The sequence below is a fragment of the Leisingera sp. F5 genome (genome assembly GCF_001593695.1).
This window is the reverse complement of the sequence record NZ_LUKH01001006.1, coordinates 1-1363: the sequence shown is the minus strand read 5'-3', so window position 1 is coordinate 1363 and position 1363 is coordinate 1. Positions and strand designations below refer to the sequence as shown.

The window sequence follows — 1363 nt, the reverse complement described above, 5'->3', positions numbered from 1 at the left end:
GTCGAACACAGTCCCGTCCAGCGCCTTGCTGGTGATTTTGTCATAGGCATAGCCGCCGACCGCGCCGCCCACGCCCAGGGCCAGATCCTTGGCACCGGTGGCGATTGAGTTGCCATCAATCGGCGACAGCGCCAGGGCTGCGAATTTCAGCCCCTCGCGGAACACCTTCAGCGCTTTGGGGTCCTTAATCGTCAGCGCCTTCACCCGCTTCATCAGCTCCTTGATATTGCTGGCCCAGCCGCGCGCATCGCTGTACATGATCTGGATTTTGTCGATGGCATTCTGCACCTCGGCATAGTTTTTCGCCAAAGCCGTATCCAGCGCTTTGCTGATCATGACCAACTGGGTCTTCTTATCCTTGATTGGGTGCTTCTTCAGCTTCTTGCCGACCTCGGCCAGGAACTCTTTCTTCAGCTTTTCCTGCTGTTTCAGGATCTTGTTCAGCGTCTTCGACAGGTCATGCATTTTGACGACCATCTGGGCGTATTTCGCCTTCAGCGTATCCGCCGAATCCTCCACCGTTTTGACCGACGGCTGCGAGATGCCAAGGAACTCCTGAAACACTGCCGCCGACACCTCGTTTGCTGCATTCAGCGCCTTGTTCGAGGCCGCCTTTTCCACCACCGCCAGGTTCTTTACCAGGATGGTTTTGGATTGATCGATGTTGATCGCCAGCTTGCCAATGTCCTTGGCCAGCGACACCCCGGATTTGATCAGACCGATGATGCCAATCGCCGCCCCCGCACCGCCGGAAAACGGCGAGGTGGCCATAGCTGCAATACTCACCGCCAGCCCGGCCAAAGTGCCAGCGATGGACACGCCGATCTTGATCTTGAACGAGGACCATTCCTTTTTCTTTTTCTGCAGGCTGGTCCAGGCCTTTTGCGCCGCCAGTTCCGCGCCCTTTTCGGCCACCTTGACGTCATTCTTGATGGCGTCGTTCAGCCCTTTCAGCTGTTTTTCCATGTCCTTGTCCGAGGCGCCCTTGGCCACCATCTGGACAAACAGCTTGTCGAACACCTTGCATTTCTTCTCGATGGTGTCCTTGGTCTGCTCCAGCACCTCGTCGGCACCGGCATGGAATTCCTGCTGCAAAAGCGGGTCTTTCTCGACCCCCTTCTCCATTTTCTTATCCAGTTCGACCACCACTTTGAACGACAGTTTCGGCGGCTCCACCATCTCCAGCCCGGACACTTTGATGTCCAGGTTTTTCAGGTCCATAACAACATGTTTAACCATAGGATTTCCTTCCCACTGATTACTCTCGGACGCGATCAGTCAAACGCGTATGAAAACTCCCCGTCGGTGACGCCTATCGCAACTTTCTCGACTTCCTTGCCCTCCATCAGGCGGCGCAGAAATT

Annotated in this window: 1 protein-coding gene; it reads right to left on the bottom strand. The window is 55.7% G+C overall.

Going from position 1 to position 1363, the window contains the following annotated elements; all coding sequences use genetic code 11:
• Positions 1 to 1239, bottom strand: a 1239-nt coding sequence (locus tag A2I95_RS38305) for a hypothetical protein (protein ID WP_291737639.1), incomplete at its 3' end; no start/stop codon positions are given.
• Between the last annotated feature and the right edge of the window lie 124 nt (positions 1240 to 1363).